Origin of the sequence: Sphingopyxis alaskensis RB2256, from assembly GCF_000013985.1 — a bacterium.
Taxonomy (GTDB): Bacteria; Pseudomonadota; Alphaproteobacteria; order Sphingomonadales; family Sphingomonadaceae; genus Sphingopyxis; species Sphingopyxis alaskensis.
The window spans coordinates 125,701-148,994 of record NC_008048.1; the positions used below are offsets into that span (position 1 = coordinate 125,701).

Below are 23,294 nucleotides of genomic sequence, written 5' to 3' on the forward strand. Positions count from 1 at the left end.
CTCATGCGTCTTACCGCCGCTCGCGAGCGGGAAGCCGCCGTCGACTACTGTGCGACGCTTTTCAGATAGACGATGATATCGCGGCGCTGACCCGGATCCTTGATCCCGTTGGGGAAGAGATTTCCCATGCGATTCCCGGGAATGAAGGATTTTGGCGCCTCGATATGTTTGTCAATATTGTCGGCTGTCCAGGTTATGCCGGAATTCCGTATCTGGTCCGAATAATCAAAGTTTGGCACGGTGCCCGCCTTGCGGCCGACGACGCCAGCCAGCGTTGGTCCGATGCCGGCACCACCAGGGTTTATGGAGTGGCATGCCCTGCAAGTCTTGTCGAAAGCCATCTTGCCTGAAGCCACGCCGCTCGTCATGGCCTGCGTTGCGACGGCGGGAACTATCCCGGGCGGGTTACCTCTATGTGAATTCACCGGCAGGCCGACTTGGCCTTTCTCACCCAGCGCTGGGTAGGCATAGGTGTAAACCCATTCGGATGACTTGGCCGGAATGTGGCATGATTTGCAGTCGGTTTGGTAATTCGTCGCCGTTTGCTTCTTGGTGTCGGTCGGGTCGAATTGCGCCCAGCCCCACCCGTCACCCCAGAGGGGGTTGCCCGCGAACCGTCCCTTGCGATCCTTCACCATGAGGAACCAAATCTTGCGATCACCGGCCCAGGATGCGCGGCCTGTGACGAGGTCGGCGCTCTTCGCAATTGTGACTTCCTTGATCAAGACTGCGCCGTCAGGAAATTTCCCCGCGCTCCGAAAGGCGTCAACATCCGCCGGTCGGGAATAGACGGAATGAATTTCTGCCTCTCCCGAGGGCGCCGTGACCGACCAGGTGCCAATGAACATGTAACTCTCGGGGAAGTCTGCGGGAAAGGAGATCGTCCCATCTTTGTTGACCAGCGACGCGTAAGTATCGTCGGGCGCACCCGCATCGCTCTTTTTGCCGCAGGCTGTGGTGAACAGCGCGACGGCGCAGATGACCGCAATGGTCTTCCCGGTCAGCAAATCGTCGTTCCTATGAGCACTGAGCATGGCCGCTGCTCTTGCATCGCCTGTCGCGCCGCAGACGCCGATGGCTGCAGCAGCGTCATGTCAACCGCGGGGGAGCGGTAGCGGATCGAGTATGGGCTTGTAGAATTTGATGTAGACCATGTCTTCTGCATTGGCGATGTGGCACCCCGCGCATTCGTCGACGGATTTGAGCGCTGCCGTGGCCAGATAGGGCGGAGCGGAATGATTGAAGTTGAAATAGCCCCAGCCATTTGAATCGGCGAACCGTTTGCTGTCCTTGACTGAAACGTCGAGGCCATTGGGCGGACCGGGAAAATATCCTCGCCCGGATGGTGCCGTCGTTGATCCGTCAGGAAATTCGCCTTTCGGATCACTGACGAGCTGTAGTTCCTTGATCATCATGGTGCCTTCAGGCCATTTGCCGGTCGCCCGATAGGCCTTGAAGGCTGCTGGCTGCGTGTAGACATTGTGGAACTCGGGAAAAGACGCTTTCCCGCCGTTAAGACCGTGCGGTGTCAGCGGCGCCCCGAGGAAGACCAACTCGCGAAAGTCTTTTGGTTGGACCAGCTGTCCTTTGGCATCCCAAACGGGCGGGATATCGATCTCGGGATAATTGGGGTCGCGAGCGACGGCCGCTTGCGTTCGCGGTTCCGCACTGTCGGATTTCTCGCCTTCCCCTGATGCGCCGCCGCAAGCCGAAAGTGTCGATAGCAGGAAAGCCGCACTCGCGACGCTCAAAAACGATTGATTATAGACTGGAGTCACGGCACCCGTCCTCTTCTTGAAATCAATATATGGTATCTGATCATCCAGCATCGTGGGAGAGATGTCCAATAGCCGGTCGGTATAGTTTCAATAGTTTGAAGGCCTATAATTTTTATATAACCCATTGAACTAAGTGATTTTATTGGTCGGTTCAATGTTTTCGACAATTTATGTGCCGTTCAGCTAATGAGTATGCTGGTCGTTGCTCGACCGACGACGTTGAGCGCGAGCTGCTCAACCTACGGGGTATATGCAACGCAAAATCTTCGCCCGGATGAAATCGCCAGATCGAGAATCGGTTGTGCGAGCCGCAGTCGCCCATGGCCAGCCGGCGCACGGCGAACGTCCGCTTCTCTTCGGTTCAGACTGAAAGCGGCCTGACCGAAAACGGCCAGAGTCGGCGGTATCGCACGCCTGAATGTGAGTTCGGGGGGTGTCGCCTATTCCGTAGGATTTTGTCGCCACCAAGCGTGGATTAATCGCTTTCCTACAATATTTCGCGCTGTCATGCCGAGCCTATGCAAGTACGCGGAACCAAATGGCGCGACCGGGCGCTCGCTATCGAATTCTGGATTGCGACCGCGTTGATGGGTGGCTCATTCCTCGTCGGGGCATGGCAGGCGCTCAAATATTTGTTCTAGCGGTGCAGGTGGTGCAGTGGGGCTACGCGCCGGCCGCCAGCGGCGAAGAAGCAATATTCTCGGGAGCCACACCGTCGACATCGACCAGGTCTTCACCGACCACGATGCCGGTAATGCGAACACGCTTTTCGATATGGTCGACCGGAACGCGGTGGAGGTCGAGGCGCCACCGACCGCCAAGGTCACGGCGAAGCGAGAATCCGCCCGCGTCGCGGAGCAAGGTTCCCGTCTCTTCGATTCTCGTGCCGATCATCATCATGTCGTTGGCCTACCCAAAGTCGCAACACCGCGCCAGAAACTTTGGATGAAGGCCTTTCAACCCAGCCTAAATGCTCAGCGCCGCCGAAATGGCTCGCAAGCCACCCCGTCACCGTCGCCATCCATTTCTGGCCGATATCCCGGCTGACCGCGGTATAACGGCGCAGCACCCGCTGCCCATGCCGCATTGCAATTGCGGTAATAGACGCCGGACGGCGCCGGTGATGCAATAGGCTGACGCACGGCGGATGCCTGCGGCTTGGGCCGATGTGCCCTGGGATTGGCGGCCCGATAGTCCGCTGGCTTTTGGAAGTCGGAACTCCAGATGCCTAGTTTGAGGGCCTTGGCGCGCGCCTCGGCGCCGAGATAGCGATCGCTAAACTGAGGCAACGCAACTGCAAGGCCCGCTTCGACCATGGCTTGGCCTAGATCTATCTGCCGCGCGGTGCAGCTGGCGACGATCCGGTCATAGTCATCAACATCGCGCTGCTCACAGCGCAATTCGGCACCATTCACCAATTGCCCCAATTTCGCCATCGCTTCTTTCCCACATGCCCAGCTTTGACCCTGCCGCGAACATGTCTGATAAAGCTCGGGGGCATCGACGCCATGTAAGCGGACGGCAATCCCTGCCATGTCGAGGGAGTCGCCGTCCTTTGCACGGCCCGTTCCACTAATGTCCTGCGCGGACGCGGAAAGCGGGGTCAGCGCGAGTGCGATTACAAAAAGCCATTTCATGGGAAGGATTCTAGCGCGGTTAACTTACCAATTTCTTGAACATCCTCGATCGATCGAGCCGAATGTCCGCTATGCGAATATTCGTCCCAAAGACCGGCTGACAGAACCGGCAATAGCCGAATCGACCAAAGCGCCGACCGCGCCGAACTCCTTTGCTGCGGACGTGGCGCCGGTGACGACCACGACGGTATGGGTAGGGCATTAGAACCAGTGCTAAGAGCGCCCGCTCCGCTACCGCCCGGACCGACGGTTCTGCATTCCCTTTATAATGTCTCCAAGAACCAAGCGATCTTGGTGATCGAGAGATTTCAGATCACGGTACATGACGAGCAAATGCTCGTCATCGCTATCTTCGTCCGGCTTCTCCCCGACAAGGCTTGCGATAGATACCTCAAAATGATCGGCGAGCTTTCGGACAAGTTCGATCGACGGATTCTTGGCGGTGCCTTTCTCAAGCTCCCAGATATGCGCCTTCGACGCACCGATGGCGTCAGCCACTTCCTGAAGCGATTGCTGCTTTGCCGTGCGAAGGTTCTGCAGCCTCATCGCCAACGACATGTCCATGACCTCCCTCGACACAACCTAACATGAGAGCAACGCCATAGAAATCAACGAGCGTTCGGTCAAACGAACGACTTCGTCCGACCGATTGACTCTAGTCGTTGTCTGATATAACGAACGATAACGTAACTACAAATCTTACTAATGCCATCGCATGAACCACCATCGGGATACCATTCCCCACCCTCGCATCTGGGCAGTCCACTCGGCAGAGAAACCTGGGGTCTCGGACCGATCATCGCGTGGCCGACATGCGAAAACGATACGCACTCGGAGACCGCCCCGGGGGCAGCACCATGACGCGTAGCCGGAAGCGATCAGCATCCGTTTCGCAGATCAAGCTGGAGAGAAGACATGGCTAAAACCACCAAGTCCAAGGCGCTAGTGCCCGCTGGGCAGCGCAAGACGTCCGTCATGCGAAAGGCAGCCACGGTTGACGTTGCGCCTGCCATGGACGGCACGCTGCTGCCGATCCTAGGCTCCGACCTCGCTGTGGCGAAGCTGATCGGCGACGGAGGCGATGTCATGCGAGAGGGCGGCGTCGTTCTCGTCACCGGTCGCGCATATGCGACCCGCGCGGGCGTCGTTGCCGCGGAAGAAATATTCTACGATCAGGCAGCGCGGCCAGATGGCAAGGGTCCGTGGCTCGGAGAGGCGGACAAGGTCAGCTGGCGCGATGAGGCGAGTGGCTATGACTGCATCATGTTGCGGGACACGGACGATGGTTTTCTGTCCGGATATGTCGGCATCCCCCACGACCATCCACTGTGGGGCTGGGATGATGGCGCAGTTCCGTCGGACATCGGGATCGAGGTGCATGGCGGTTTGACCTATTCACGGCTGTGCGAGGTAGGGCCGAGTCCGGCGCGACGTTTAGCCGTCGAGGCGCGCCGCATCTGCCACGTGACATTACGCCCGGCGGTCTACCATCCGGTAGCGCACGCTACTGATCACCGGGTCGAAGACCCGCACGCATGGTGGTTCGGCTTCAGTTGCGATCATGCGTACGACCTCATTCCCAGGCATGCGCAGGTTCCGTCCAGGCCCAAGTCATCGGAACTCGCACGGACCTATCGCGACGATGCCTATGTTGTCCGGGAAACGGTTGCGCTCGCTGCTCAACTGCGCGCGATCGCGGACGGGGACGCAGCGCCCCAGCGCGACGACCAGCCGCCGCCGATCGGCCTCGATCCCAGTCGCGGAGGTGGCCGTGGCCGACTTTGATCGCCACGTCGGCGAGCTCCCGTGGGGATGGTGGCTTCGAGCCAATCCGCGCGGCTACGAAGATGCAGCGGGGCGCAATTGGTCGAGCGTCAGGGACGCCTTCTGGGAAGGAGAACTTGGCTTCCCGCCGGTCCACTTCGCACCCGAACAGCATGAACTGATGCTGAGGGTCATGACCGCGATCAGTGCGAGCTGGTTTGGCACGGAGAGCAACCACGATGTTTTCGGCGGGGACATGATGTTCTGGCGATTCTATCAGTGCTGGCTCGCCAGCATCGGTATGGTCGAGACATCGGAGGGGAGGGACGTCTTCGATGGGGTGCTGAGCTCATTGGGGAAGTCGGTCCTCATGATGCTGCAGGCCACGCGCGAGCCGGAATTCGAGCGCCTGCCAATGGCGGCGGTTGTCGCCGCGGTAAGTGCGAGCAAAGGGCTCGACGCCGAGGCGCGGGAGCGGGCGCTGATCACCTTTGAGCAGCAGGTTGGATTTCGTCGCCATCTGTTCGCGCGCGAAAATCTGGGAAGGCGATACCTGGTGACGTTGACCGGACTTAAGGTTGGCGCGCGGATGCCGACGCGCAATATCGCGTGGTCGCAGTCCTTCGCCGATGCAAATTCGCGCGATGATCTCTTCGCCTGGCTCGCCGAGCGGGTGCACCGTTGGGATGATTGGGGGGGAATTGCCCACCGAAAGGGCGCGTCTGCGCTGACAAGCCATTTGTTGTCGGTCATCGTCGGTGCGGGCGGTCTGGCTCGGTGAATCCTATTCGGTGGCGCAATTAGTGCTGTGCTGGCGTGATCACGACGAGGCGGCGCCGCTATTACTGTGCGCGACCGCTAGCTTAGGCAGCCTCGGCCCCAGCTCCAACGAGGCAAGTAAGTGAAAGGAGCCAACCCGCGCCGAACGAAGTGTGTTATAGCTCGAGACGCGCGCATATTGCTGATAGTTCATTTTGAACCAACGGGTGATCAACTGCGGTCTCGAACATGTCGGCGACCGGTGGTGCGTCCGGTCGGGCGTTAAGCCGAATATCCCCTGTAGACGACCGCGCGTACAGTTTCCGAATCTTATTGGGGCCGGCCCGGAGCCACTCGACAAGTCTCTGGGCAACGACCGGATCTGTTCGAGGTGCTTCCCGACGTGGCGGCCACAGCTTTTCATTGTCTTGACCATTGCGGCTCGGCGGAGTGTCCATCTGCAGCGGCTCGGCAACGGCAGCCATCGGCTGGACGTCATCTTCAGGTTCCGGGTTGTTATGATGCGCCTTTCTCTGCTCGGCGGTGAGCCAGCGGTTTACCTGCTCGATCTTGTTCGGATCGCGCAAATAGCTACAGATGAGATGCGTAGTGTCCGACGTCGCGCCGCCTCGGCGGATGATGGTCTCCAACTGCCTGATTGCTTCTTCGCGATTACGAATCGCTTGACGAAGCGCTTTCTGCTCATCGGCAGAGAATGCATCCATCTCGAACCCGATGACGCTCGTTGAGCGCTCCGCTTTTGGCCGCGCTTGGGTGCGCGGTTTAGCCGGCACAGATCGGATCATATCGTCGTAGAAGAGGCGTGCGATCGCAAGCCGGAGCTCTGCCCAGCGCAGCTCTATCGCCCGCTGGTCAGAGTATCCGGCGACGTAATTGTCGTATGCTCTGATGAAGTAAGCTTCGGACCGGCGCAATTCACTGATCGTCGCCTCAAGCTTTAGGCCCGGGTTGCGCAAGGTCTTGCGGAGGTCGGCAAAAGCCGGTCCATTCAGATACTGGCCCGCGAACATGGTTTCGATCGTGACGATTTTGCCACTCGCTTGGGCGGCTTGGATGATGGCGACTTCAAGTTCGCGCGTCAATTTTTCCATCTGGGCAGAATGCGCAGCCATACCTTCGACGATTACGCGCGCCATGGCCTCGGCAAGCAAGTTTTTCATGATTATCTCCTTGCTTGGTCGGTAGGTTGGAGCCCCGGTGAACGACGAGCCATTCTGTCGCTGATAAGGCACGGCTCGTCGCTAAAACCTGACATTCAAGCTCGTTGTTCCACTGCAAATTGGTGCATGGATATTACAACGAGCATTTAAATATCCAAAGACCGGATATTGGGTCGACTTCGCCGCCACCGAGATCGGGTATCGTTGCAAGTCAGATAGTATCTGAAGCCGATATTCTCTCATGCTGAGAGATATCCGGTTCGAGTTCAAAATCTCTTAACTAAATATCTTGCGGAATATCGGTAATGTATCCATAATATCTGAATAAGATATCGAGAATATATCGGGAGTAACTGAATATTTTTTGCGAAATAGGTTAGCGTCCCATTCTTCGATTGTGGAAGCTAACAGCAACATGATATCCTTCGGAATAGCAAGGTCGATTTCGCTCGGGACTTTCCGAGCGGGCGCCTGCCGCGGGCTGGTAGGACGGGCACAGCCCGCCTTTGGAAGCGTGGACTGGAGATCATGGATCCGATCGGAACTTTTCGCAGGCGCGCAGCAAAGCGGATCATCCGCGACTTGCCGCTCGACCTGGCGGAGACTGAACTCGATGATCCGTTGGGGCTCCTGCGCGGAAAGGTTCGGGCAAGTCTCGATTCCGCGCAGCGCTGGGAGCGCGGGAAAGCAGCTCCCGCCCGGCGCGCGTGGTTCGGCATTCCGAGCGTGCCGGACACGTCGCGACTGACGAGCGCGGCGGGGGAGCGCAGCTTCCACCTGGCGCGCAACGTGACCCGCGAGCGATCGGCGGCGGCGTTCGATGATTATGCGACCGGTAAGATCGGTGATGCGAATGCGGAGCCGGAGCTGGCGGCAGAGGAGCGGCCCGCTGCGACGTTCGACCGCTACACGCAGGATCATGGCCATGACGATCGCCAGATCCTCGTCACGACGCTCGATCCGGATCCGGTCAAGCGATCCAGGCAGTGGGACGCGGTCGAAGCGCATGAGTTCGGTCGGCGCAAGAACAAATCGGCCGGGCCGCCGCGTCTCAACATCAGATATGAACTCGCGCCTGCGTTTCTGGCGGGCGCCGCGCGTCGCGACGATTGTCCCGAAGGTCTGCGTGACATCCTCAACGCCGAGCAGAGGCGGGTGGATGGCGGCAAGGCGCTCGGCAAAAAGCGCCAGTTGGTTGGTGTGCCGTGGATCGATCCGGAGGCGCCTGCCGCGCTGGAGTGGCTCGCGGCGCTGCCTGGCTGGCCGAATGCAGCTCCGCCGGTCAAGCTCAGCGAAGGACGCGGCAGCTATGCGGTCATCGCGGGCGAGGCGGAGCTGCCCGCCGATCTCGATGGCGCGGCGCACGAACGCATTTTCGTCGGCGCGAACGTCTGGGTGCAATCGCTCGCCCAATCTGACAGCGGAGATGCGGGAGTAAAGCGGGTCGTGCCCGCCCTGTTTGTGCGGCACAAACCCGACGCGCTCAACAACTCCGCCAACTGGCACTTTCACTTCCAGGTTGGCAAGCGCGCCGCGACCATCAATGCCGACGGCATGCTGGTCTTCGACCCGCGTGTCGTTCCTCAGATCGCGACCAGCTTCATGAAGCCGTTCCGATGTGAGATCGCGCGTCTCATCAATATCGAACTTGAGGCGATCGGCGCCGATTATCGGCTTTCCCCAGAATCCTACGCCAAGATGGGGCTCGACGCGCAAACGATGCGTAAGGTCGGTGGCAAGGCCACCTTACTCGAACGTGCGGGAGATACGCCGGATGTGTCGCTCAACAACGCGACGATCGGCTGGGCGCGCGTGCTCGCGCAGCAGGTGGCAAAGCGCGATGCGGATTTCGCGGATGCCGATACCGCGTTCGAATTACGCGAAGCGCGCGTTCGCGAAGTCCGCGCTTCGGAAGAGCGCGACCGGTTGGTGCGGCTCTCGCTCGACCTTCGCGCTCGCGAGCTTGCTGCAATCCAGCTGCGCGCCGAGGCCGCCGAGATCGAAACGCTGTGCGCTATGGCGCGCAGCCACCCGCGTATCGTTGCGCGATTTGCCCCAGGCTATGCAGACAAGGCGCGTAAGGACGGACACGATACCTATCTGTCGCACGCGTGGACCCGGCGGGGTAACGAGGCCGAAGCCTATCTCGATGAACTCGATCGGGAGTTGGTCGTTGAACAGGCCGCGATGGCCGAGCGCCGCGAGCAGGCGAAGTTTCTCGAACGCACCGCCGCCGATCTTCGCGAACGGCTCGAGCGAGACCTGGGACTTGCGGTCCAGGACCCTGAACCGACCCGCGTTGTTGACGCAATATTGTCCCGCGAGCCCAGCTCCCGAACGTTGGTCGACCCCAATGCGGTGATGAAGCGCATCGCCGAGACGCCGCTCCTTCTCAGCGAAGTCGACGGACGCTTGGTCGTGCTTCCTGCCGACGATCCTCAGGATTTGCTCCACGGCGTCGATTTGATTTCCCCGCCCTATCGAAAGCGGCTCCCGGCGATCCGCGATACCCAACAGAAGGAACTCGCCCAGGTCGGGGCGTTGTTGGCGAAGCGTGGCCCAGCAGGCCTTGATGATGATAATCTCGTCGGCAAAAGCGCATGGCTGCAGATGGCGGTCAGACGTTGGCGCGATACTCCCGAGATTGGGCGGCGGATCAAACTGCGCGATCTTCGTATTAAAGCGACCCGGGAAATCGCATCAGACCGCCAACGGGAGGCCGACCAAGAATTTGCGCTGTCGCCGCCTCGCGCGCTCGATCAGTCCTTGCCGACGATGGCATCGCTCGGCGCACACGGGCCCGATATGGTGGGGTTGGGCGAGATCACACCCGGCCGCGAACCGCAGCCGGTGCCGGCATGGCTTTCGCCGCGTGCAGAGCTGCCGCGAGAATATGATATTTCCGCCGAAGACTCTGTTTCCGTCGCGCCGAAGCAGGCCAACATCCTACGCGATGTTCGCGCTGACGACTATCTACCCATCCAGCACAACGGGCGAGAAAAGCTTGCAGATATGTACCAGCGGCTTGCCGACACGCCGATCAATGGGCCGTTTCCCGACAAACCGACCAATGACCAGCTTCAGGCGCTTCGATCGGTCATCGAAACCTATCCTGTTCGGATCGTGCACTGGCGCGGCGCGCGACAGATCGATCTGCGCGACGACCCTCGCCGCTGGTTCGATACCCCTTACATCCGGAGCGCGGCGGGGCAGGACCTGCTTTCGACGATTGTCGATAGGCGTGCGCAGATGTTCAGGAACCTGCCCGATATCGACCCGGCACGCCGGCCCACGGCGTGGGAGGTAGAGCAGAAGCGGCGGGCATCTCTGCTTGATCGACCTGCTACACACCTTGCGCCGGTGCCTGCCGAATTAATGGACGCACACCAGGAGACCGACCCTGCCGCTCTGTGGCGCCGTGCGCCTGTCCCTTTCCTGTTCGCGCGGTGTGCGGATGCCGAGGTACCGGACACAGTGGAGACGCTGCGCGACGCCCTCGGACCCCGCGCCGCGTGGCTGACGCGGCCCGACATACGCGCCCGCACCCGCGCTGCCTGGTTCGTTCAACAGGAGACGCGGAACGATATACTGCATGACCGACTGGTCGAGACCGGTCGCTTGCCACCCGCGAACTCCCGAGCGAGCGAAGGGGATCGCTTTCGGCACATAGGCGATCCGCTGCTCGATGAAGAATGGCTGCTGGTCGGGCGCGGTTCGGTGCGGTTCGATCCGCCGAAGGAGGCGGATCGGTTGAAGCGCGCGGTGGGATTGGCGCGGTCCAGTGGGGACAATGGTGCCGCCGCGGCAATCATAGTGTTCGGGATCAAGCGGCGAACAGCGAAGCAAAAGGCGAAGTGGTCGAAGTCCTCGAAGGGTCTTCATCCGTCCGCCCGCGGGCTGCCCGGGCGAGAACCCGGCGGTCGCGGTCGCTGATCGGCAGATCCTCAAGGAGGGTCTGCTTCTCATAAATGGCAATCACCCCTGCGACGCAGCCGCAGACCGACCTCGCATGTCCGCCGGATGGAAAAGCGGGACGCGGCTGCGCGCCCGCCAAGCGGTGGAGACGCTGACGCGGGAAGCGAGGAACAGGGTGAAAGGAAAAGAGGCAGGAGTTCTGTCTCGGATCCCTGATCCTCCGAAAGGAGAATATCGTGAACGAGTATCAACTTCCCAAATGCCTGCAGGTGATCGGTCTGGCATGCATTCCCGTCAACGACATACCAGACGAGCATCCGGCGCTGGCACGCAGGCCGGTTGCGGCGGCGGTCCTGACGATGGTCGATCAAGATGATGGTCATCGCTGGATCAACACGATCTGCGTCTCCGACGCGCGCAAGTCGGAAATCCCATTGCCGCACTTGCTCGACAAGACACTGTTGCCCGGCGTGGTCCAGATCGCGTCCACGACCGATCGCATGACGCTGGCGATGGACGCGATGAGCCGGCGCTTCTTCGTCGAGCCGGCTCTTGCAGAACTCTGTTTTGGCGAGACGGCTATCGATCCCGCCGCGATGGGTGACCATGGGTTCGATGAGCGAACAGCGTGCCGTCGTTTCTCGATCCCGATGCCCGAGATCGGCGATGCGGACATCGAGCTTGCCTGGTCGCGCTCGGCGCCGGCGGCAGCCGAAGACCATGCGCTGCGCGTCGCGACCGCACGCTTGATGCTGTGGGCGCATGTCGAGGCGTTCCGCATCGCGCGACCGGAACCCTTCTTCGAGATCATGCTGGCCCTGCGCGACTGGATCGATGCCAGCGAGTATCTCAAGGCCGCGCTCGCCGATATCGGGAACTCACGCCCATTCCGCCGTGCAGACTCTTTCGCGCATCATTATCGCGACTATCGACAACGCCTTGCTGCGGGCGACGAAACCGCGAGATGGGTCAGCTTCGAGGACGGCCTGTTCCACGCCTGAGCGCGCCTAACGCGTAAACTCACTATCGATGAAAAAATGGCCTCGCTGCTCGGGTCGCGCGAGCAGCGAGGCCTGCGAGCGTGCATATGCACAACGCTTCGCATGCGACGGGCCGCTGTCATGCCCGTCAGGGCACGGTCTAGCGACCAGCTTTAAATATCCGGTGAATCGACGTCCAGCAGCCGCTGCGGCGCCGTCTCGCCATCCCTCCATCACACATAACCTCAGCAAGGGGACCGCAGCGATGCGGTCCCTTTCTCCTTTATAGAAAGACGTACCAAATGACGACCATCCACAACATCCGCCCGTTCAACACTCGATATGTAATCCGGGAACGCTCCAGCCGATATACGCCCGAACTCTTGCGCACGCACCGCACGGCGCAGGCGAGCTATGCCTACATCAACCGCCAGAATAGCGTCGATGAATGGGGTCCGACGCCGAACTGGGCGTCGCGCTCCGACCTTGCGGCGGCGGGCCGATGTGCTCCTGCCCGCGCCGCCGGACCCAAGCTGTCGGGGATCGCGCTCTGGGCACAAGCGGACGAGAATGCGGTCCGGTATCGGCCCGACGAGCCGACAATCGCGCATTGCGTTGGCAGCTTGCCGCGCCATGAGGACCTCGCCTTCTGGCGCAATCTGATCGAAGGCTTTGCCGAGGACTATCTCGTGGCCCGCGGCATGGTCGTCGACTGGGCGATCCATCACCAAGCGGAAACCGACGATCAGCCCGAAATCGCACCGCACGTGCATTTCCTCATTACCTTGCGAGGATATGACCCGGAGCACCGCGATTACGGCAAGGTTCGCCAGAACTGGCTGCGGACGGACAACTCTCGCAAGCGCCTCGCCGAGCGTTGGTGGGACCGTACCGGAATCGTCCCGCCCGAATATGTCATGGCAGCGACAGCGCAAAAATCCCGCTGAGATCGGGTCGGCACCGAGCACCGGTAACGCCCGGTGCCGAACACCCTGAATATCGCATTGCCTGTTCTGGCTTCAGAAGGATCTGATAGCGAAGTCTTCAAACCAGAACAGGAGAGAAATTGAGCGGAGAGGGTGATCTGAAGGTCGGAGGAGAAAATAGAATGTTTATCGTTGAACTAACTGCTGTAGTCATTGCCGCGTATGTCACGGCCCTCGTTATGCGCGAAATGCCGCGCCTGTTTGCATTGCTCGTCGTCCAGATCGCTGACCGGCTGTCGGGAGCTAGGCGCACTCACATCGTGGAAGCACTTAACGGTCGCCAAGTCCCAGTGACTTGGGCGGCAACGTCGGAAGATCGCAATTTGTTGCACGCCGCCATGCGCTCCACGATGCGTGTGACGACGTTTCGCTCGCTCTATCCTCTGAACCGCTGGAATCGGCTGTTAGGCCCATTTTGACTGTGACAATTTCCCAGAATGATTTGCATGAGCTTCGCCTCGCCCGCCAAACACGGCATTCTTTAAATTCGAACCGTGCGACGTCGCGGAGCCAGTGTATCCAAGGAAGCGGAGATCTCAGATGATGGCTTTTCGGGCGAATGCTTACCTCCCGGTCAATTGGCGATAGAGTGACACGATTTCCGACTTTGATAAGCTCGGATTGCCCGCCACGTTGAGCGCGACCTTGGCGAAGTTGAGCCGTTTCATTATTGGCTCCACATTACCTCGAATGAAATAGTGGGAAGACGGACTCCGCGTGAGGTCTCGGTGCACGCGACCTGCTCGCGCACCGACGCGCTGTATCGCGAAGTCGGCTCGTTCTGGCGTCGTCCAACTCCAATCCCGATGGTGGAATGCGACATGTTGCAACTCTCGCAGGTCATCGCGACGCTCCCAGATTTGGAATACAGCCGGTACATCGTACGGCTTGGACCTGAATAGGAACGCGTCACGCTGCACAGTCTCCTCGTGGATTAGATGGAAGTTACGATCAAGGCGATTTTCTATGGAGGCCTTCCGAATTGATCTCGGCAGTATGAGTGCGATGACACTCGCCTGGCACGCAGCATGGTTGAAGAAGCGCACTGCTATACTGGCATTCCGGCCGAACGGCGGATTGCCGATCACAGCCACCTCTCGTTCGCTGCGGATTTCAACGCATAGGAAATCAGCTGTGCGGATACCCGGATATTTTGGATCAACATCAAACGCGAGGCTCTCATGGGGCATCAGTCTGAAAAACGATCCGGTGCCAGCGCTCGGCTCGACTAGCTGATATTGGTTCGGATCAAAATACTCCTGGAACACGCCATATAGTTTTCGTGCGACTTGTTGACACGTATAATACTGATCGAGCAGTACATCCTGCGGCTTTGGCCAAATTTTCATTTTTCACTCCTTGGAGACAATATTCCATCTCGTCGGACGTGATTATTTCGCCGACCCTGAGTTATAGGATCGTCGCAATGTCATCCCAAGCTACTCAGAAGTTTTTTTCATTTATTCGAATTTCAATAGATCTGGGCGCAAGGTAACGGGTGCCCGCCCGCACCGCGGGTGGCCTCCAGTCATATTTTCTGGAAGCATTATCGCAGCGCTGCTACCTGAATTGACGCGCTTAGTCGGTGGACAGGCAAGATTGCAGCACTGATTTAGGTGTATTTGCCGCGCGGGCAGCCCTTTTCTCGCGGACTAACTTGGTAGACGCGGTACGAGGGGTTTTTCTGATTGCTGACGAGATAGGACGGCGCCTACGAGGCGCGGTTGCTATGGAGAACCTTTTTCATTCGGGCGAGAGCGGGCGGCATGCGATGTGCAAATTAACGCCGTGACATCGCTTAACAACGCGCTGCGCAAGAGCCCAGGGGCCCGTACTCGTACGCAGCACCGAAGCTCTATTGCAGTTGGTCTGTGATGCCACTAACTGTAGCCAGTGAGTGTAGCCAGTCGCAACTGGTGCCACGCGAGAATGGCCGAAATCAGGGCTTGTTGAGGTGCAGCTTTTCCTTAGGTGAGGTTCCTGCCGCCCCAGCCAGCCGGTGCGCGGTTCGTCCTCTCGCAGACCGCCTAAGCGTCCACCATCGCGTGATATTCGGCTTCGGCGAGGTAGCGTTCGGCGTCGAGCGCCGCCATGCAGCCCATGCCCGCGGCGGTCACCGCCTGGCGATAGATTTTGTCGGTGACGTCGCCCGCGGCGAAGACGCCGGGGATCGCGGTGAGCGACGTGCCGGGCGTCACTTGCAGATAGCCGTCGGCGTCGAGCGGCAGCTTGCCCCGGAACAGCTCGGTCGAGGGGCTGTGGCCGATCGCGACGAAACCGCCGTCGGTCGGCTCGTGGCTCGCCGCGCCGGTGACGGTGTCGATCAGGTCGACCCCGACGAGGCCCGAAACCCCCTCGCCCGCGACGAAGCGTTCGACCTGCTTGTTCCACAAGACCTTGATCTTGGGATTGGCGAAGAGGCGGTCCTGCAGGATTTTTTCGGCGCGCAGCGAATCGCGGCGATGGATCAGCGTCACATCGTCGCTGTGGTTGGTGAGGTAGAGCGCCTCCTCGACCGCGGTGTTGCCGCCGCCGATGACGACGACCTTCTTGCCGCGATAGAAAAAGCCATCACAAGTGGCGCAGGCCGACACGCCCTTGCCGCCCAGTTCCTGTTCGCCAGGGACGCCGAGCCATTTTGCCTGCGCTCCCGTCGCGATGACAAGCGTTTCGGCGAGATAGACGTCGCCGCCGTCGCCGGTCAGCTTGAAGGGACGCTGCGACAGATCGACATCGACGATCGTGTCCCAGATCATCGATGTGCCGACATGCACCGCCTGCGCGGTCATCTGTTCCATCAGCCACGGCCCCTGGATCACCTCGGCGAATCCGGGATAGTTCTCGACATCGGTGGTGATCGTCAGCTGTCCACCGGGTTGCAGCCCCTGCACGACGATCGGCTGCATCCCCGCGCGCGCGGCATAGATGGCGGCCGACAGGCCGGCGGGGCCGGAGCCGAGGATGAGCATCTTGGTGTGGTGGGTGCTGGGCATGGCGATCCTGTTTCTGTGCGAATGACGGCGATTGCGCTATCCCATATCCGTTCGCATCGGGCGAAGTCGAGATGCCGCAAAGGACGGCGCCACGACGATGGGTGTCTCGACTGCGCTCGACACGAACGGGCAGAAAGGAATCGCGGCAGGCACAAATGGGCGTTGTAACGCGCGCTGGCAAGAGACAGGCGGCGCGCGAAGAGGGAGAGGCGGTGATGGCAAGCTGGTGGGAGCGGCACGGCGTCCCGCGCCTGATCAAATGCGCCTGTTCGCAGGGGCAGATCATGAAGCTGAGGAGCCGGATCGTGCCGTATGCGCGCGGCCATGTGCTCGAACTCGGCTGCGGCGGCGGGATCAACATGGCATTTTACCGTCCGGAACAGGTCGAGAGTTTCTCCGGGATCGACCCGTCGCCCGAACTGCTGGCGATGAGCCGCGCGGCGGCGGCCGGGCGCGGGATGGCGGCCGACATTCGGGGCGGCGTCGGCGAAGCGATGCCGTTCGACAGCGGGCAGTTCGATACCGTCGTCACTACCTTCACCCTCTGTTCGGTCGCCGATCAGGCCGCGGTGCTCGCCGAAATCCGCCGCGTGCTGAAACCGGGCGGGACCGCGCTATTCCTCGAACATGGCGGCGCGCCCGATGCCGGGGTCGCGAAATGGCAGCGGCGTATCGAGCCGGTCTGGAAACGCATCGGCGGCAATTGCCACCTGACGCGCCCGATCGGCGACGCCTATGCCGCGGCAGGCTTTGCGGTCGAGCGACAGGGCGCCGCCTATATGCCGAAAACGCCGCGCCCGTTTGGCTGGGTCGAATATGGCGCGGCGCGGGTCGCGGGGTAGGCGGGGGCGGGAAACGTCTGGGGCCGACCAGAAGCTGCCATAGGATCCTCCCCATCGCAAGTCGATGGGGAGGATTTTTAAACGTCCGCTCCCCACCCCAAAGCCGTCGTGCGCGATGTCTGGACCTATTCCTTCTCGCCCATCTCGACCAATCCATGCCCGACGCTGACCCGTTCGTCGAAGACGAAACAGCTGCCGTGCCAGCGGCTTTGGGACGCGGGCACCTGTTCGAGATAGGCGAGGATGCCGCCTTTCAGGTGGACGACGTCCTCGACGCCTTCGTGGCGCAGGAAGGCGGTCGATTTTTCGCAGCGGATGCCGCCGGTGCAGAACATAGCGATGCGCTTGCCCGTGAAGCGATCGGCATTGGCGCGCCACCAGCCCGGAAAGTCGCCGAAGCTCTTTGTGCCGGGATCGACCGCGCCCGCGAAGCTGCCATAGCCGACCTCGAAACCGTTGCGCGTGTCGATGAGCACCGTGCCCGGATCGTCGACGAGTGCGTTCCAGTCGGCGGGGTCGACATAGGGTGCGGCGTTGCGCGCGGGGTCGAGGCCCGGCACCCTCATCGTGACGATTTCCTTCTTCAGCCGCACCTTGAGCCGCCTGAAGGGCATGGCGGAGGCGACCGAGTATTTGACGTCGAGCGCCGCGCAGCCGGGGAGTGCGCGGATATGGTCGATCACTGCGGCGATGCCGACATCGGTTCCGGCGATCGTGCCGTTGATCCCTTCGCGCGCGAGCAGCAGCGTGCCTTTGACGCCCTCGATCGCGCAATGGTTCAGCAGCGGCTGGCGCAGCGCCGCCGGGTCGTCGAAAGCGGCGAAGCGATAGAGGGCGGCGACGGTGACGGTCATGGGGACGGGGCCTTAGACAAAAGCCGTGCCGAAGGGAATAAGCCGCCGGTTGCGATGCTGCGGGCGGAACCCTGTGCTGCTTTTTTAGGCAGTGGTTGCCGTCGATTGCTCACCCCTTGGGCAGCGCCGCAATTTCCTGTCAAAAATCTTGGCGAAAGCGCGCGATTCGGCAATTGGCACGGCTCTTGATTGGTGCAAGATGACGGGGCCTCGCGGCGACTCAGGGTTTGAGAACCGGACCAGGCTAGCCTGATCCGGCTTTGACCGCGGGCGATGAGGCAGACCCAGTGGGGGACGAAAAGCGTGAAGAAGATTGAGGCGATCATCAAGCCGTTCAAGCTCGACGAAGTGAAGGAGGCGCTGCACGAAGTCGGCGTCAGCGGCATCACCGTCACCGAGGCCAAGGGCTTCGGTCGACAGAAGGGCCATACCGAACTCTATCGTGGCGCCGAATATGTCGTCGACTTCCTGCCCAAGGTGAAGCTGGAGGTGATCGTCGAGGACGGGATGGCGGAACGCGTCGTCGAGGCGATTGCCGCCGCGGCGCAGACCGGCCGCATCGGCGACGGCAAGATTTTCGTCATCCCGGTCGAGACCGCGCTGCGCATCCGCACCGGCGAACGCAACGAGGACGCGCTCTGACCGCCCCGCACCCATTTCATCCCAGCAATCCCCGGCACGCCGGACCATCACGCAAGAAGGAAGCATAGACCATGGCTACGAAGCCCAAGGATATCATCGCCCGGATCAAGGACAACGACATCGAGTGGGTCGACCTGCGCTTCACCGACCCCAAGGGCAAGTGGCAGCACCTGACCATGTGCGCCGGGGTGATCGACGAGGATGCGCTCGAAGACGGGCTGATGTTCGACGGTTCGTCGATCGAGGGCTGGAAGGCGATCAACGAAAGCGACATGATCCTGAAGCCCGATCTCGACGCCGTCTATGACGATCCCTTTTCGGCGACGCCGATGCTGGTGATCTTCTGCGACATCGTCGAGCCGTCGACCGGCGAGGGCTATGCCCGCGATCCGCGCACGACGGCGAAGCGCGCCGAGGCCTATCTCGGATCGACCGGCATCGGCGACACCGTCTATGTCGGCCCCGAAGCCGAATTCTTCATGTTCGACGATGTCCGCTTCGAAACCGGCTATAACAAGTCGGGCTTCGAGATCGACGACATCGAGCTGCCGACCAACACCGGCCGCAGCTATGAGGGCGGCAACCTCGCCCACCGCCCGCGCGCCAAGGGCGGCTATTTCCCCGTCGCGCCGGTCGACAGCGCGGTCGACATCCGCGCCGAAATGGTCTCGACGATGCTCGAAATGGGCCTGCCGTGCGACAAGCACCACCATGAGGTCGCCGCGGCGCAGCACGAGCTGGGCCTGACCTTCGGCACGCTGACGCAGACCGCCGACCGTATGCAGATCTATAAATATGTCGTCCACCAGGTCGCGCACGCCTATGGCAAGACCGCAACCTTCATGCCCAAACCGATCAAGGACGATAACGGTTCGGGGATGCACACGCACATCTCGATCTGGGAAAAGGGCAAGCCGCTCTTTGCGGGCAATGGCTATGCCGGTCTCAGCGACATGTGCCTCTATTTCATCGGCGGCGTCATCAAGCACGCCAAGGCGCTCAACGCCTTCACCAACCCGACGACGAACAGCTACAAGCGCCTTGTTCCGGGCTTCGAAGCGCCGGTGCTGCTCGCTTATTCGAGCCGCAACCGCTCGGCCTCGTGCCGCATTCCCTATGGCGCGGGCGCCAAGGCGAAGCGCGTCGAGTTCCGCTTCCCCGACGCGATGGCGAACCCCTATCTCTGCTATTCGGCGCTGCTGATGGCGGGGCTCGACGGCATTCAGAACAAGATCCATCCCGGCGACGCGATGGACAAGAATCTCTATGACCTGCCGCCCGAAGAGCTTTCCGAAGTGCCGACCGTGTGCGGCAGCTTGCGTGAAGCGCTCGACAGCCTGATGGCCGATCACGACTTCCTTTTGAAGGGCGACGTGTTTTCGAAGGACCAGATCGAGGCCTATGTCGAGCTCAAATGGAACGAAGTCTATCGGTTCGAACAGACGCCGAGCCCGGTCGAGTTCGACATGTATTACAGCGCCTGATCGACCAGCGGGTCAGTAGCGCCGACAGGGGCGTCCGGTTCGGGGGAGCCGGACGCCCCTTTTCGTGGCGCGTTGACGTGCCAGGTAGTTGCGCGCGAGCTTGCCACCCGCGACATGACCGCCGATGACGGCGGGCAGGCGAAGGGAGATGGCGGGGATGATGCGTTTGGCGGTTCCGGCGCTCGTGTTTCTGGTCGCGGCGTGCGGCGCCTCCGCCGACCCGGCGGCGACCGTCGCCACCCCCGAAGGCTATCGCGAGGCGGCGGCGGCGTTCGACTCGGCGATCGCGGCGAAGGACGAGGCGGCGTTGCAGCGGCTGATCGCCGACGATTTCCTGTGGGTGCGCGGCAGCGGCGCGATGGGCGACAAGGCCGCGTTCATCGCCGCGCTCGCCGCACCGTCGATCCGTATCGAACCCTTCCGGCCCGCTGAGCCGCGCTGGATCACCAGTGGCGACAGCGCGCTGCTCGCCGCGACCAACAGGCTGCAGGGCACCGCCGACGGCGAGCCGTTCGTCGACCGGCACCGTTTTGCCGATCACTGGCTGTGGCGCGATGGCGCATGGCAGCTCGTCTATGCGCAAGTTACTCCGGTGCCCGAAGCGGCCGCAGCGGATGTCGGCGGGGCTGACTGAACCGGGGGGGCACTATCGCGGCGCCATCATGCCCCGCCGCGCGGTTGCGACAAAACAGCCGAGCAGCATCAGCCCGAACGACAGCGATACAAGGTCGATCGGGTGCGGACCGGCGATGAGGTCGGCTGTGGCCGCGCCGCCCCACAGAACTGCGACGAACATCATCAAATTGCCGGTGATCGCCGTGACCTCCAGCGTCAGCTGGCGCCACAGCTCGTCGAAATCGCGCCACATCCAGACCGACACCAGCGTAAACAGGCCGAGCACCGCGACCAGGATCCAGAATGCCGCCGCAACACTCACGCGCGGCGTTGTTCCCACCGCTTCGCTACCCGTCGCATAGGCGAGGAGCATCAACCCGGCGCCGAGCGCGAGACACCCGATGGCACTTCCGCCGAGGTGCGAGCGTTCTTCGACGATTTCTTCGGCGTCGGCGACATTGAGCAGGCGCTGGCCGACAAGCCGTGGCGCGAGCGTGCCGATCCCGACGAAGGCGCCCATCAGCGTGTAGATGAAGCCCACGCCCAGAAGGATGATGATCGATCCGGGCCAGTCGTTGCCATCGCCGCCTTCGAGCAGCGACAGCGCCGCAAACATGCCAGCCGCACCGACGACGGCGCCGAACAGCGCCTGCGCGGCGATCTTTTTCCATCCCGCGGTGGGACTGGCCTTGGTCGTCATCATCCTACTCCTTCGGGTTCCAGTGATCGATGAACAGTTCGCACACTTCGAGCGCGAAGAGGCGCGCCATGCGCAGCGCCAGCGGCAGGCTGGGGTCATATTTGTCGGTTTCGACGGCGTTGATCGTCTGACGCGACACGCCGAGCCGCCGCGCCAGCTCGCCCTGGCTCCATCCCGCCGCCTCGCGATATTCGCGCACCCGATTTTCCACAGCTGCTCCCGTGCCTGTCAAGAGCTCTTTACAGTTGGCTGTTTCGTCTGTCAAACACTCTTTACAGGTTTCCATGACGCGTACCGTACCTGCGCCTTTGCCAAACGGTGCGGTTCATGCCCTGGCGGGCCTTTCAAGGGAGGGCTGGCCATGACCCGCCACCTGATCCTGATCGCCGCGATGGCGGTCACCGCCGGTTGCGGCAAGGTCATCGGACGCCCCAATTTGGCGCGGACGGTCGCGGCGCCGCGCGAAGAAGTCTTTGCCCGCATGTTCGCGGACGGCGGCGCCGGACGGCGCGGGCGATGGTAAACGGGGCGAGGTTGCGGACCCGCCCGTGCGGTGGCAGTTTGCGTCGGGGTGGGCCCGATCGCGAAAGGCTGGTCGCCGATGCCGAAGCATATTTTTGCCCTGCTGTTTTTGCTTGCATTGACATCGTGCGGAGGTGGTGGGGGAGGCGATACGCCGCCGCCGTTGGCCAACACGCCGCCCGTATTCACCTCACTCCAGACCGCCAGCGTCGCCGAGAACACGGCGAACGCCTATCAGGCGGCGGCAAGCGATGCCGACGGCGACGCGCTGACCTTCGCCATCGACGGCGGCGCCGATGCGGCGCGCTTTGCGATCACCGGCGCGGGCGCATTGCGGTTCAACACGCCGCCCGATTTCGACCTGCCCGGCGATGCCGATGGCGACAATGTCTATGCCGTCGTGCTGCGCGTCAGCGATGGCCGGGCGAGCGTGACACAGGCGGTCAACATCACCGTCACCAACAGCCGCGAAGGGATCGCCGTCGCGCGCGTCGGAACGGGGTTCAGCCAGCCGCTTTATGTCGCGCCGATCCCCGGCGACAATCGCATCTATGTGGTCGAAAAGGGCGGCGACGTCTATCGTTTCGACCCCGCGGACGGCAGCCGGACGCGCGTGCTCGACATTACCGACATTTCGACGAGCGGCGAGCGCGGCCTGCTTGGCCTTGCGCCCTATCCCGACCATGCAACCTCGCAGCGCCTGTTCGCGGTCGCCACGGCGATCAACGGCAATGTCCAGGTGCGGCGCTACACGCTGGGCCAGCCGAATAGTTCGACCAGTTACGACCTCGTGCTCGACATTCCGCATCCCGGTTTCGACAATCATAATGGCGGCTGGATCGGCTTCGGCCCCGACGGCCATGTCTATGTCGCGGTCGGAGACGGCGGCGGCGCGGGCGACCCCAACAACAATGCGCAAAACCGCAATGTACAGCTTGGCAAGATCCTGCGCTTCGCGGTGGGCACCGGGGGCAGCACCTATGCCCCGGCACCGGGCAACCCCTTTCTTGCGGGCGGCGGCGATCCCTATGTCTTTGCGCTTGGCCTGCGCAACCCGTTCCGCGCCTCCTTTTCGGGGTCGACGCTGCTGATCGGCGATGTCGGGCAGAATGCGGTCGAGGAAATCGACATGGTCGCGACGGCACAGCCGGGGCTCAACTTTGGCTGGCGCTTCCTGGAAGGCACGCAGCCCTTTTCGGGAACGGCGCCTGCGGGCCTGACCCCGCCCGTCGCCGAATATGGCCATGGCAGCGGTCCGCGTCAGGGGCGTTCGGTCACCGGCGGCTATGTCTACCGTGGACCGGTGGCCTCGTTGCAGGGCCAGTATGTCTTTGGCGATTTCGTGTCGGGCAATATATGGACCGTGCCCTTTGCCGACCTCGTTGCCGGTCAGACCTTGCCCGCGGCCCGCTTTGCCGTGCGCAACGAGGATTTTGCTCCCGACGCAGGAACGATAGCCAACATCGCCTCATTCGGCGAGGACAGCGCGGGCAATCTGTTCATCGTCAGCATCGGCGGCGACATTTTCATGGTGCGGCCGGGCTGACCGTCCCGCGGCGGCCGCCGATTCCCGTCATCGGGATGCCATGGGATGCCATGCCTTTCGCACGAAAAGCCTGGCCCGCCGATTTTCGCCGTTGGC

The 23,294-nt window shown here is 61.7% G+C and carries 23 protein-coding genes; 12 read left to right on the forward strand and 11 right to left on the reverse strand.

Annotation, left to right across the window (positions count from 1 at the left end; genetic code table 11):
- Positions 1-44 precede the first annotated feature (44 nt).
- The 5 genes from SALA_RS00675 to SALA_RS00695 all read right to left on the reverse strand — a co-directional run bounded on the left by SALA_RS00675 (position 45) and on the right by SALA_RS00695 (position 3,979).
- Positions 45-1,034 carry a cytochrome P460 family protein gene (locus tag SALA_RS00675; protein ID WP_003045056.1) on the reverse strand — a complete coding sequence of 330 codons (990 nt, stop codon included), beginning with the start codon at positions 1,032-1,034 and terminating at the stop codon, positions 45-47.
- 60 nt (positions 1,035-1,094) lie between these two features.
- Positions 1,095-1,829: a cytochrome P460 family protein gene (locus SALA_RS00680; protein WP_081611190.1), complete on the reverse strand. Its 735-nt coding sequence runs from the start codon at positions 1,827-1,829 to the stop codon at positions 1,095-1,097.
- A 612-nt stretch (positions 1,830-2,441) separates the two neighbouring features.
- Positions 2,442-2,678: a DUF5818 domain-containing protein gene (locus SALA_RS00685; protein ID WP_049754565.1), complete on the reverse strand. Its 237-nt coding sequence runs from the start codon at positions 2,676-2,678 to the stop codon at positions 2,442-2,444.
- A 74-nt stretch (positions 2,679-2,752) separates the two neighbouring features.
- The gene (locus SALA_RS00690) at positions 2,753-3,415 is read right to left on the reverse strand and encodes a thermonuclease family protein (RefSeq protein WP_003045064.1); all 663 of its coding nucleotides are present in this window, start codon (positions 3,413-3,415) and stop codon (positions 2,753-2,755) included.
- Positions 3,416-3,646: 231 nt separating this feature from the next.
- Positions 3,647-3,979: a helix-turn-helix domain-containing protein gene (locus SALA_RS00695; protein ID WP_084764781.1), complete on the reverse strand. Its 333-nt coding sequence runs from the start codon at positions 3,977-3,979 to the stop codon at positions 3,647-3,649.
- Between the two features lie 351 nt (positions 3,980-4,330).
- On the opposite strand from SALA_RS00695, the gene SALA_RS00700 reads away from it, so the two are divergent.
- Both SALA_RS00700 and SALA_RS00705 read left to right on the forward strand, forming a co-directional pair.
- A complete protein-coding gene (locus SALA_RS00700; RefSeq protein WP_011540453.1) occupies positions 4,331-5,200 on the forward strand; it encodes a hypothetical protein in 870 nt (289 codons plus the stop codon).
- Entirely contained in the window at positions 5,187-5,960 is a 774-nt protein-coding gene (locus SALA_RS00705) for a hypothetical protein (RefSeq protein ID WP_011540454.1), read from the forward strand. Before SALA_RS00700 ends, SALA_RS00705 begins: the two co-directional genes overlap by 14 nt.
- A gap of 154 nt (positions 5,961-6,114) precedes the next feature.
- Here the strand turns inward: SALA_RS00705 and SALA_RS00710 are convergent, their stop codons facing one another.
- Positions 6,115-7,119, reverse strand: coding sequence for a hypothetical protein (locus SALA_RS00710; protein ID WP_041382903.1), 1,005 nt, complete (start codon positions 7,117-7,119; stop codon positions 6,115-6,117).
- Positions 7,120-7,647: 528 nt separating this feature from the next.
- Between SALA_RS00710 and SALA_RS00715 the strand changes: the two genes are divergently transcribed.
- The 4 genes from SALA_RS00715 to SALA_RS00730 all read left to right on the forward strand — a co-directional run bounded on the left by SALA_RS00715 (position 7,648) and on the right by SALA_RS00730 (position 13,419).
- Complete coding sequence (locus SALA_RS00715) at positions 7,648-11,052, forward strand: hypothetical protein (RefSeq protein ID WP_011540457.1); 3,405 nt, start codon at positions 7,648-7,650, stop codon at positions 11,050-11,052.
- Positions 11,053-11,270: 218 nt separating this feature from the next.
- Positions 11,271-12,035, forward strand: a complete 765-nt coding sequence (locus tag SALA_RS00720; protein ID WP_011540458.1) for a hypothetical protein — start codon at positions 11,271-11,273, stop codon at positions 12,033-12,035.
- 281 nt (positions 12,036-12,316) lie between these two features.
- Complete coding sequence (locus SALA_RS00725; RefSeq protein ID WP_011540459.1) at positions 12,317-12,961, forward strand: MobA/MobL family protein; 645 nt, start codon at positions 12,317-12,319, stop codon at positions 12,959-12,961.
- A 161-nt stretch (positions 12,962-13,122) separates the two neighbouring features.
- Positions 13,123-13,419 carry a hypothetical protein gene (locus SALA_RS00730; RefSeq protein WP_003045088.1) on the forward strand — a complete coding sequence of 99 codons (297 nt, stop codon included), beginning with the start codon at positions 13,123-13,125 and terminating at the stop codon, positions 13,417-13,419.
- A gap of 144 nt (positions 13,420-13,563) precedes the next feature.
- Here SALA_RS00730 and SALA_RS00735 read toward each other — a convergent pair whose 3' ends face one another.
- Together SALA_RS00735 and trxB are read right to left on the reverse strand one after the other, a co-directional pair.
- Positions 13,564-14,349: a hypothetical protein gene (locus tag SALA_RS00735; protein WP_003045092.1), complete on the reverse strand. Its 786-nt coding sequence runs from the start codon at positions 14,347-14,349 to the stop codon at positions 13,564-13,566.
- A 678-nt stretch (positions 14,350-15,027) separates the two neighbouring features.
- A complete protein-coding gene (gene trxB, locus SALA_RS00740) occupies positions 15,028-15,993 on the reverse strand; it encodes a thioredoxin-disulfide reductase (RefSeq protein ID WP_011540461.1) in 966 nt (321 codons plus the stop codon).
- Between the two features lie 215 nt (positions 15,994-16,208).
- Between trxB and SALA_RS00745 the strand changes: the two genes are divergently transcribed.
- A complete protein-coding gene (locus SALA_RS00745; protein ID WP_011540462.1) occupies positions 16,209-16,835 on the forward strand; it encodes a class I SAM-dependent methyltransferase in 627 nt (208 codons plus the stop codon).
- 125 nt (positions 16,836-16,960) lie between these two features.
- On the opposite strand, the gene SALA_RS00750 is transcribed toward SALA_RS00745, so the two are convergent.
- Entirely contained in the window at positions 16,961-17,689 is a 729-nt protein-coding gene (locus SALA_RS00750) for a rhodanese-related sulfurtransferase (protein WP_011540463.1), read from the reverse strand.
- A 303-nt stretch (positions 17,690-17,992) separates the two neighbouring features.
- Between SALA_RS00750 and SALA_RS00755 the strand changes: the two genes are divergently transcribed.
- The 3 genes from SALA_RS00755 (at position 17,993) to SALA_RS00765 (ending at position 20,449) form a co-directional block, all read left to right on the forward strand.
- Positions 17,993-18,331 carry a P-II family nitrogen regulator gene (locus tag SALA_RS00755; RefSeq protein ID WP_011540464.1) on the forward strand — a complete coding sequence of 113 codons (339 nt, stop codon included), beginning with the start codon at positions 17,993-17,995 and terminating at the stop codon, positions 18,329-18,331.
- Positions 18,332-18,402: 71 nt separating this feature from the next.
- Positions 18,403-19,815 (forward strand): type I glutamate--ammonia ligase, encoded by a 1,413-nt coding sequence (glnA, locus tag SALA_RS00760; protein ID WP_011540465.1) that lies wholly within the window; start codon positions 18,403-18,405, stop codon positions 19,813-19,815.
- Between the two features lie 157 nt (positions 19,816-19,972).
- Complete coding sequence (locus SALA_RS00765) at positions 19,973-20,449, forward strand: nuclear transport factor 2 family protein (RefSeq protein ID WP_011540466.1); 477 nt, start codon at positions 19,973-19,975, stop codon at positions 20,447-20,449.
- Between the two features lie 12 nt (positions 20,450-20,461).
- Here the strand turns inward: SALA_RS00765 and SALA_RS00770 are convergent, their stop codons facing one another.
- Positions 20,462-21,133 (reverse strand): hypothetical protein, encoded by a 672-nt coding sequence (locus tag SALA_RS00770; RefSeq protein ID WP_011540467.1) that lies wholly within the window; start codon positions 21,131-21,133, stop codon positions 20,462-20,464.
- 1 nt (position 21,134) lies between these two features.
- Positions 21,135-21,341: a helix-turn-helix transcriptional regulator gene (locus SALA_RS00775; RefSeq protein WP_041382906.1), complete on the reverse strand. Its 207-nt coding sequence runs from the start codon at positions 21,339-21,341 to the stop codon at positions 21,135-21,137.
- A gap of 150 nt (positions 21,342-21,491) precedes the next feature.
- Here SALA_RS00775 and SALA_RS17030 point away from each other — a divergent pair, with 150 nt between their 5' ends.
- Positions 21,492-21,653 carry a hypothetical protein gene (locus tag SALA_RS17030; RefSeq protein WP_153802605.1) on the forward strand — a complete coding sequence of 54 codons (162 nt, stop codon included), beginning with the start codon at positions 21,492-21,494 and terminating at the stop codon, positions 21,651-21,653.
- Positions 21,654-21,815: 162 nt separating this feature from the next.
- Entirely contained in the window at positions 21,816-23,198 is a 1,383-nt protein-coding gene (locus SALA_RS00780; protein WP_192807432.1) for a PQQ-dependent sugar dehydrogenase, read from the forward strand.
- Positions 23,199-23,294 lie beyond the last annotated feature (96 nt).

Excerpts from the sequence above, each read along its gene's own strand:
- SALA_RS00675 (WP_003045056.1), bottom strand. The coding sequence starts at position 1,034 with ATGCTCAGTGCTCATAGGAACGACGATTTGCTGACCGGGAAGACCATT.
- SALA_RS00680 (WP_081611190.1), bottom strand. The coding sequence starts at position 1,829 with ATGCTGGATGATCAGATACCATATATTGATTTCAAGAAGAGGACGGGT.
- SALA_RS00685 (WP_049754565.1), bottom strand. The coding sequence starts at position 2,678 with ATGATGATGATCGGCACGAGAATCGAAGAGACGGGAACCTTGCTCCGC.
- SALA_RS00690 (WP_003045064.1), bottom strand. The coding sequence starts at position 3,415 with ATGAAATGGCTTTTTGTAATCGCACTCGCGCTGACCCCGCTTTCCGCG.
- SALA_RS00695 (WP_084764781.1), bottom strand. The coding sequence starts at position 3,979 with ATGGACATGTCGTTGGCGATGAGGCTGCAGAACCTTCGCACGGCAAAG.
- SALA_RS00700 (WP_011540453.1), top strand. The coding sequence starts at position 4,331 with ATGGCTAAAACCACCAAGTCCAAGGCGCTAGTGCCCGCTGGGCAGCGC.
- SALA_RS00710 (WP_041382903.1), bottom strand. The coding sequence starts at position 7,119 with ATGAAAAACTTGCTTGCCGAGGCCATGGCGCGCGTAATCGTCGAAGGT.
- SALA_RS00715 (WP_011540457.1), top strand. The coding sequence starts at position 7,648 with ATGGATCCGATCGGAACTTTTCGCAGGCGCGCAGCAAAGCGGATCATC.
- SALA_RS00725 (WP_011540459.1), top strand. The coding sequence starts at position 12,317 with ATGACGACCATCCACAACATCCGCCCGTTCAACACTCGATATGTAATC.
- SALA_RS00730 (WP_003045088.1), top strand. The coding sequence starts at position 13,123 with ATGTTTATCGTTGAACTAACTGCTGTAGTCATTGCCGCGTATGTCACG.
- SALA_RS00735 (WP_003045092.1), bottom strand. The coding sequence starts at position 14,349 with ATGAAAATTTGGCCAAAGCCGCAGGATGTACTGCTCGATCAGTATTAT.
- trxB (WP_011540461.1), bottom strand. The coding sequence starts at position 15,993 with ATGCCCAGCACCCACCACACCAAGATGCTCATCCTCGGCTCCGGCCCC.
- SALA_RS00745 (WP_011540462.1), top strand. The coding sequence starts at position 16,209 with ATGGCAAGCTGGTGGGAGCGGCACGGCGTCCCGCGCCTGATCAAATGC.
- SALA_RS00750 (WP_011540463.1), bottom strand. The coding sequence starts at position 17,689 with ATGACCGTCACCGTCGCCGCCCTCTATCGCTTCGCCGCTTTCGACGAC.
- glnA (WP_011540465.1), top strand. The coding sequence starts at position 18,403 with ATGGCTACGAAGCCCAAGGATATCATCGCCCGGATCAAGGACAACGAC.
- SALA_RS00765 (WP_011540466.1), top strand. The coding sequence starts at position 19,973 with ATGATGCGTTTGGCGGTTCCGGCGCTCGTGTTTCTGGTCGCGGCGTGC.
- SALA_RS00770 (WP_011540467.1), bottom strand. The coding sequence starts at position 21,133 with ATGATGACGACCAAGGCCAGTCCCACCGCGGGATGGAAAAAGATCGCC.
- SALA_RS17030 (WP_153802605.1), top strand. The coding sequence starts at position 21,492 with ATGACCCGCCACCTGATCCTGATCGCCGCGATGGCGGTCACCGCCGGT.